Annotated in this window: 7 protein-coding genes; 1 reads left to right on the forward strand and 6 read right to left on the reverse strand. The window is 72.2% G+C overall.

Annotated features, from left to right (window positions below):
* Nucleotides 1-109: 109 nt before the first annotated feature.
* The 4 genes from ACWCSV_RS34265 to ACWCSV_RS34280 form a co-directional block, all read right to left on the reverse strand.
* Nucleotides 110-2017 (reverse strand): rhamnogalacturonan lyase, encoded by a 1908-nt coding sequence (locus ACWCSV_RS34265; RefSeq protein ID WP_451149125.1) that lies wholly within the window; start codon nt 2015-2017, stop codon nt 110-112.
* A gap of 201 nt (nt 2018-2218) precedes the next feature.
* A complete protein-coding gene (locus ACWCSV_RS34270) occupies nt 2219-2563 on the reverse strand; it encodes a YkvA family protein (RefSeq protein WP_451149127.1) in 345 nt (114 codons plus the stop codon).
* A 73-nt stretch (nt 2564-2636) separates the two neighbouring features.
* Nucleotides 2637-2891 (reverse strand): WhiB family transcriptional regulator, encoded by a 255-nt coding sequence (locus ACWCSV_RS34275; protein WP_451149129.1) that lies wholly within the window; start codon nt 2889-2891, stop codon nt 2637-2639.
* Between the two features lie 77 nt (nt 2892-2968).
* Nucleotides 2969-4075: a PP2C family protein-serine/threonine phosphatase gene (locus ACWCSV_RS34280; protein WP_451149131.1), complete on the reverse strand. Its 1107-nt coding sequence runs from the start codon at nt 4073-4075 to the stop codon at nt 2969-2971.
* 341 nt (nt 4076-4416) lie between these two features.
* Here ACWCSV_RS34280 and ACWCSV_RS34285 point away from each other — a divergent pair, with 341 nt between their 5' ends.
* On the forward strand, nt 4417-6171 hold the full coding sequence (locus tag ACWCSV_RS34285) for an LCP family glycopolymer transferase (RefSeq protein WP_451149133.1): 1755 nt from the start codon (nt 4417-4419) through the stop codon (nt 6169-6171).
* Between the two features lie 114 nt (nt 6172-6285).
* Here ACWCSV_RS34285 and ACWCSV_RS34290 read toward each other — a convergent pair whose 3' ends face one another.
* Entirely contained in the window at nt 6286-7353 is a 1068-nt protein-coding gene (locus ACWCSV_RS34290) for an MBL fold metallo-hydrolase (protein ID WP_451149135.1), read from the reverse strand.
* A gap of 94 nt (nt 7354-7447) precedes the next feature.
* Nucleotides 7448-7558: phosphoenolpyruvate carboxylase (locus ACWCSV_RS34295; protein ID WP_451145549.1), on the reverse strand; the 111-nt coding region annotated here is incomplete at its 5' end.

The raw sequence follows: 7558 nt of genomic DNA on the forward strand, positions 1-7558 counted from the left end.
GTGTCCGTGTGCGGGCGGAGACCCGGCCCGCCGGACACCGGTCCGCGCCGGTGGGGCAGCATGGAAGGACACCGAGCCGAGTGCGGGGCCCCCCCGTGTGTACCGGGTCCTACGGAGTGGTGATGGCCGGCCGCGGGGCCGTCGGCATCCCGCTGCCGATGGCGAAGCTCGGGTGCGGCGGCTGGTTGTAGGCCGTGTTCTGCCAGGCCAGCGCGGTGCGGTACTGGGTGTCGTGGAGCAGCGTGGTGATCCGGGTCGTGGTCTCGTAGGGCGTGGAGTAGATGCGCAGGGCGGTGTTGTTCGTCGTCGGCCAGACGACCTCCTCGCGCCAGTCGCCGAAGAGGTCTCCGGAGATCGCGGGGGTGGCCTTCGTGCCGTTGTTGGCGTGCACGGAGGCGCCGGTGAGCAGCCGGGTGTCGGACGAGGTGCCGTACTTGTCGATGTGGGTGGAGTCGAGCAGTTCGCGTGTGGTGTCGCCGTCCCACCAGGTCAGGAAGTTGGTGCTGGAGGGCTTGCGGCTGGCGACCACGGCGCCGGTGGGGCTGCGTACGCCGTCGGCGGCCGAGGACCAGGATTCGGCGCCGGGGCTGCCGGACCAGATGTCGTCGGAGACGCCCCGCCCGTTGTCGCCGGAGGCCGGGGTCGACCACAGGATCTGTCCGGTGCGTGCGTCGGCCATCCAGGACGAGGGTTTGGAGGCGTCCTCGTCGACCTTGAACTCCTCCAGGCCTGCCCGGGAGGGGTCGAGGTCGCCGACGTGCTGGGCGTCACCGTGGCCGTTCTTGGTGGTCCACAGGGAGGAGCCGTTGTCGTCCACGGCCATGGAGCCGTACACGATCTCGTCCTTGCCGTCCGCGTCGACGTCGGCCACGGACAGTTGATGGTTGCCCTGGCCGTCGTAGCCCCGGCCGGTGTTGGTGGAGCTGTTGGTGTCGAAGGTCCACCGCCGGGTGAAGGCGCCGCCGCGCCAGTCCCAGGCGGCGATGACGGTTCGCGTGTAGTAGCCGCGCGCCATGACGAGGGAGGGCCGGGAGCCGTCGAGGTAGGCCGTTCCGGCGAGGAAGCGGTCGACCCGGTTGCCGTACGAGTCGCCCCAGGAGGAGACGGTTCCGCGCGCGGGGACGTAGTCGACGGAGCCCATGGCGGCGCCGGTGCGGCCGTTGAACATGGTCAGGTACTCGGGGCCGGTGAGGACGTAGCCCGAGGAGTTGCGGTAGTCGGCGGAGGCGCTGCCGATGGTGGTGCCCTTGCCGTCGACGGTGCCGTCCGAGGTCTTCATGGCGACTTCGGCCTCGCCGTCGCCGTCGTAGTCGTACACCTGGAACTGCGTGTAGTGCGCGCCCGAGCGGATGTTGCGGCCGAGGTCGACGCGCCACAGCCTGGTGCCGTCGAGCTTGATGCCGTCGACGACGGTGTTGCCGGTGTAACCGGACTGCGAGTTGTCCTTGGCGTTGGTGGGCTGCCACTTGAGGACGAAGTCGAGGGCTCCGTCGCCGTCCAGGTCGCCCACGGAGGCGTCGTTGGCCTCGTAGGTGTAGGCGACGCCGTCCGGAGTGGTGCCGCCGGCGGGCGGGGTGATGGGCACGTCCTTGTATCCGGTACGGAACTGGATGGCGTGGACGGAGTCGGCCTGTTCGACGCCGCCGACCACGGCGCGGACGGTGTAGTCCGCGGTGGCGGGCGCGTCGGCGTGGAAGTAGTTGGTCGAGCCGGTGATGGGCGAGGCGTTGACCTTGGTACCGGCCCGGTAGACGTTGAACGAGACGGCGTCGGGGTCCGTGCCGAGCCACCGCCAGCTGATCAGGTTGCCGCTGTCGGTGTGCACGCTGACGACGCCCCGGTCCAGCGCCTCGGCCTGCCGCAGGGTCGCGGCGTGCGAGGTCTGGCCCGCGGCGACGAGGCCGGCGGCGGCGAGGAGACCGGCGGTCAGCGAGCTGAGGAGCGCGCGGGTCCGGGCGGTCCTGCGGCGCCTGCCTCGTGGGTGGGGGGAACGGGCTGAAGCGGATGTGGGGTTCACGGTTCGCACTTTCGGCCGGGGGCGGGTGACGGTTGCGTACGTCAGTCGCCCCCGGCCGCGCAAAGGTTGCCGCCTCCCGCGCCGTCTTCGGTCGCCACCGCGTAAGGCTGCCGCCCCCGGCGCCGTCTTCGGCCGCCCGCCGGCCGCCCCGTGCGGGTCACCCGGCGCAGGGGGCGACCCGCGCAGGGCGGCCTGCACCGCTCAGCCGCCGTCGGGCGTCGCCCTCGGCAGGGCCTTCTCGCGGCTCCGCCGTCCCGCGCCGCCCGCCCGTACCCCGATGCCGGCGGCGTTCGCGGCCGAGTGCAGGGAGCGGAGGGCGACGAGGAGGAAGCCGATGTCGTCGAGGTAGACGGGGTCGGGGATGAGGTCGACCGGTGAGATCGTGTAGATCACCGCGGCCCAGAACAGGGCCTTGGACCGGAGCGGTATCCCGGCGTCGGTGAGGAGTTTGCGGGCACGCACGACGCGTACGAGCAGGACGGCGGCGACACCCATGGTGAGCAGCGCGGCGACGGCGCCGATGACGAGCCAAGCGGTGAGGTCCATGGCTCATCGTCTACCCGCTCGCGGTCCGCGCACGGCACCCGGTCGGTAACAGCCCGCCCCTCGGCTCGCCCCCTCAGCCGCGCTGCCCCGCCTTGCGGCGGTCACGGCGCTTGAGCGCGCGCCGTTCGTCCTCAGCGAGGCCGCCCCACACCCCTGTGTCCTGGTTGTTGTCGAGGGCCCATCGCAGGCACTGCTCCCGTACGGGGCAGGTGCGGCAGACCGCCTTGGCGTCCTCGGTCTGGACGAGTGCGGGCCCGGTGCTTCCGATCGGGAAGAAGAGGTCCGGGTCCTCCTCGCGGCAGGCCGCTCGTGTGCGCCAGTTCTCCATGGTTCCCACTTCCGGTGGCCGGTTGCGTGTTTTCGTCTCCGGTTCTCGGGTGACCGACAGCGGGGAACCGAAACCGGCTACCACCGAAAAGTTGCCTCCGGGGGGCGGTGCAGGGCGAGCAGGGCCTGGTCGTCCTGCGGCCGGTCGCCGGTGTGGCGGCGGACGTCGCGGATCAGGGCGTCGAGGATCTGTCCCGGGGCGACCGGGTCGCCCAGGGCGATGCGGCGCCGGGCCAGGACGGGCAGCCGCTGGGCGGCGTCGTAGAACGTCCCCGTGCTGTCCCTCGACTCGCTGACGCCGTCGGTGTAGAGGACCAGGGTGGCTCCGGGCGGGAAGGCGAAGGTGTCGATGGGCGCGGTCCAGTCCCGCAGCGCGCCGATGCCCAGCGGGGGCGCTTCCTCGGAGGGTTCGAGCAGGGTGGCGGTGCCCTCGACGTCGAGCAGCACCGGCGGCGGGTGCCCCCGGTTGACGATGCGTACGGACGACAGGTCGGCGGCGAATTCGGCGAGCAGGCCCGTGGTGAACCCCTCGGCCCGCTCGAGTCCGCCGCGGCGGTCGCCCTCGCGGGTGAGGGCCCGTTCCATGGCGCGTGTCAGGGCGGCGAGGTCCTCGGCCTCGTCGGCGGCGTACCGGAAGGCGCCGAGGTCGGAGCAGACGGCGCTCACCGCACCGAGGCCCTTGCCCCGGACATCGCCGATCAGGGCGCGGATGCCGTGCGCGGTGTGCTGGACGACGTAGAGGTCGCCTCCGATGAGGGCCTCGTCCTCGGCGGGGACGTAGCGTGCCGCGACCCGCAGGGAGCCGATCCGCTCGGGCGGGTCGGGGAGGACGGCGCGCTGGGCGACGGCCGCCACCTGCCTGGCGCGCAGGGTGTGCGCGTACTGCCGCTCCAGCCTCCGGTTGATGAAGAGCGCCAGCACGGTCACGGCCACCAGGGTGAGCTGGTTGGCCACCCCCCGGCGCCAGCCGAAGGTGCCGTCGACGCGGGCGAGGACCGCGTGCACGGCCATCGCCACGAGCCCGGTCAGGATGATGCCCCGGGGACGCAGGAGCGGTCCCGCGAAGACGGGCGCGGCGATGAGCAACGGCGCCGAGGTCACCTCGTGCGGGGTGAGCAGGTCGACGACGACCGCCAGCACGATGACGCCGGCGGGGATCCACAGCACACTCCTCGACTGCACCACTCCCCCACGCTGCACGCCCCGCCCCCGGACCGCATCCTGGCGGGACGCGATCGGGCGGTGCGGCGCGGGGCGGAGAAGGGGCCGTGATCAGCGCTCTGCGTAGGGCAATGGCCAAGACGGGGAGGACTCATCAGACGCTTTCACCTGAATTGCCCTGATACGGGGGCGTCAAGAGTTTCCCCGTCTTGGCTCAGCGTCGATCCGGACGGATAGGGTGAGCGATCCGGTGCACCGGCCACGGGGGCAATCCCGAAGGCATGTGTCTGGTGGCACCTTGTACGAGACCCGAGCGCCTTCAGGGGGAAGGCGCCGCGTGGCCCCGACGGAGGATTCGGACAACCGTGGACGCGCAAGGCCGTGGGCGGGCGGACGACATCGACCCCGCAGACCAGTGGGTGCTCAACCCGAGCACCGGCGAATACGAACTGCGATTGACCCCTTCCGCACCGCAACCGGGCAGAACGGGTGTTCCGAGCCCGCGGGGGCCGGTCCGGGGGGAGGGTGGCGGCTCCGGCCGTACGCAGGCCGGGCCCGAGCGCGACACCCGGACGCCGGGCCGCACGGAGTCGCCCGCCGGCCTTCCGTCTCCGCGCAGGCGCAGGGGAGCTCCCGCCGAGCCGCCGGGGCGCCGGGGGGCGCGGACCAAGCGGAAGCCGAGGACCAAGCGCGTTCTGCTCTGGACCGGCGGCACGATGGCCTTCGTCCTGGTGGCCGTGTCGGCCGCCGGGTACGCCTATCTCAAGCACCTCGAGGGCAACGTCACGACCACGGACGTGGGGGACGCCGGGGCCGCGGGCTTCAGCAAGGACAAGGCCTTCAACATACTGATCATCGGCACCGACAAGCGGACCGGCGCCGGCAACGAGGGCTACGGCGACACCGGCAGCGTCGGCCACGCCGACACCAACATCCTGCTGCACGTCTCCGAGGACCGGACGAACGCGACGGCGCTGAGCATCCCGCGCGACCTCATCGTCGACGTACCGGACTGCCCGACCAAGCAGGAGGACGGCACCGAGAAGATCGTGCCGGGGACGCAGCACGTCCGTTTCAACACCAGTCTCGGCCAGGACGGCCGCGACCCCGGCTGCACCATGCGTACGGTCAAGGAGACCACCGGCATCACGGTGGACCACTTCATGATGGCCGACTTCAACGCGGTGAAGACGCTGACGACCGCGGTCGAAGGCGTCGACGTGTGCCTCGCCAAGGACGTCGACGACGCCGACTCGCATCTGAAGCTCAGCAAGGGGACGCACACCATCCAGGGCGAGCAGGCGCTGGCCTTCCTCCGTACCCGGCACAGCTTCGGCAACAAGGGCGACCTCGACCGCATCGCGGTCCAGCAGCAGTTCCTCGGCTCGCTGATGCGGAAGATGTCCTCCAGCGACACGCTCACCAGCCCCACCAAACTGGTGAAGCTCGCGGAGGCGACCACCAACGCGCTGACCGTGGACACCGGCATCGGCAAGCCCAGCACGCTCAAGGACATGGCGCTGGAGCTGAAGAAGGTCCCGCCGAAGAACATCTCCTTCACCACGGTGCCGGTGCTCGACAACCCGGACGAGCACCCCCCGGTGACGGTGATCCTCAACCAGGCGGCCGCGCCTCCGGTCTTCCAGGCCATCTCCGACGACGTCTCCCTCACCGAGGTGAAGCAGAAGAAGAAGAAGGAAGAGGCCGCCTCGGTCGCCGCCCGCCTCGCGGGCACCCAGTCCGCCGCGGGGGACGTGCGGGTACGGGTCCTCAACGGCGGCGCCGAGGGCGGCTCTGCCGGGAAGACCGTGGAGTGGCTCCAGAACGAAGTGGGCGTGACCAAGTCCGAGAACGGGGCCAACGCTCCGGAGAAGCTCGCGAGGACGACGCTGGAGTACGCCCCCGACCAGGCTGACCAGGCCCGCAGGCTCGCCGCGCTGATGGGCCTGTCCGGATCGGCGATGAAGCCCGGTGAGAGCGTCGACAACGCGCAGGGTCTGCCCGCCATGACGCTGACCCTCGGCAAGGACTTCAAGGGTGCGGGGGTCTCCCTCACCGCTCCGGTGAAGCCGCCGGAGGTGACCAAGTCCACGGCCGACCAGGCGAAGTGCGCGAAGTAGCCTGCTGACGGAACGGTCCGGCCGAAAAGCCGGGCCGGGTTCCGCCGCTCCGTGTGCGGCGGAACCCGGCCCGTTCCCGTGCGGCCCGCACCCGCGGGTCACCCGGGACGACGGTCACGGCAGACGGATCGGGGCGGGCAGCAGGGCCCGTGCGGGCACCGGCCGCCACTGGCGGCCCCCGTCGCCGGTCGCGGCGACCCTGCCGAAAGCCTGGTCGCCGAAGTGGAACGCGAACCCGTACGTCCGCGGCGTACCGAGCAGCCCCAGCAGGGTCGTGCGGGCCTTCAGGACGCCGTCGACGTCCGTGTCCGGCCCGGAGGGCCACTCGGGGTGGGCGATCTGGGCCGGGGTGTGGAAGGCGTCGCCGAACACCAGGACGCGCCGGCCGGCGCCGGCCGAGATGACGTACGTGGTGTGCCCCGGGCTGTGGCCGGGGGTGATCACCGCGGTGACGCCGGGCCACACCTCGGCACCGTCGTCGAACCGTCGCAGCACACGCGCCATGGGCACCATGAATCCCTCCCAGGACGGTGCCCCGACCTCCACCTCACCGTTCCAGAACGGCTCCCACTCGGCGTCCGCCACGAGGTAGTCGGCACGGGGGAACGCCTTGCGCATCCGCCCGTCGTGCCCCGGGACGAAGCCGAGACCGGTGTGGTCCGTGTGCAGGTGGGTGAAGGCCACCGTGTCGATGGACTCCGGCGCCACCCGCAGCGCCCGGAGGGTCCGCAGCAGCGCTCCGCCCCGGGAGACGCCGAACGAGGGCGCCAGTACGTTGCCGCCCAGCCCGACGTCGATCAGCAGCCGGCGGCCGCCCCGCTCCACGAGGACGCCGCCGGCCGAGGCGGCGATCCGTCCGGAGGGGGCGAGCGCCCCCGGATTCTCCTTCCAGTACGAGGCGGGGACGGCGGGCAGGAAGCCCACGGGGTCCAGCTCCATCGCGGCGTCGACGACGTAGGTGAGCCGGACGTCTCCCACCGTGAGGGTGCGTACGGCCGACTGGTCCGCGAGGCGCCCGGTACGGGGCGGGGCGTCGCCGGTGCGGAGCCTGGTGTCCGCGGCGGATGCCGCCCCTGGCACGGCGCCCGCGAGCGGGACGGAGAGCGCGGCTCCGGAGACGAGCGCGGTGCGCAGCACTCGGCGGCGGGAAGGGAGGGAAGGGGCGGGTGTGCTGTCTGTCATGGCCGGGCTCCTTCGTCCACCGTCCGGATGGGGGTCCGGACGGGGGCATCGGGTGGGGGCGTCGGTGGGAACGGGCGGGTGGGGACGCGCGGGTTCAGCCGGTGTTGCGGAGGCCCGCCGCGACACCGTTGACGGTGAGGAGGAGGGCGCGGGCGAGGAGCGGGTCGGCTTCCTCGCCGGCCGCCGCCGCGTCGCGCTGACGCTT

Source organism: Streptomyces sp. NPDC001770 (assembly GCF_053596135.1).

Bases quoted from the DNA above. Each gene is read 5' to 3' on its own strand.
- ACWCSV_RS34270 (WP_451149127.1), bottom strand. From the start codon at position 2,563: ATGGACCTCACCGCTTGGCTCGTCATCGGCGCCGTCGCCGCGCTGCTC.
- ACWCSV_RS34275 (WP_451149129.1), bottom strand. From the start codon at position 2,891: ATGGAGAACTGGCGCACACGAGCGGCCTGCCGCGAGGAGGACCCGGAC.
- ACWCSV_RS34290 (WP_451149135.1), bottom strand. From the start codon at position 7,353: ATGACAGACAGCACACCCGCCCCTTCCCTCCCTTCCCGCCGCCGAGTG.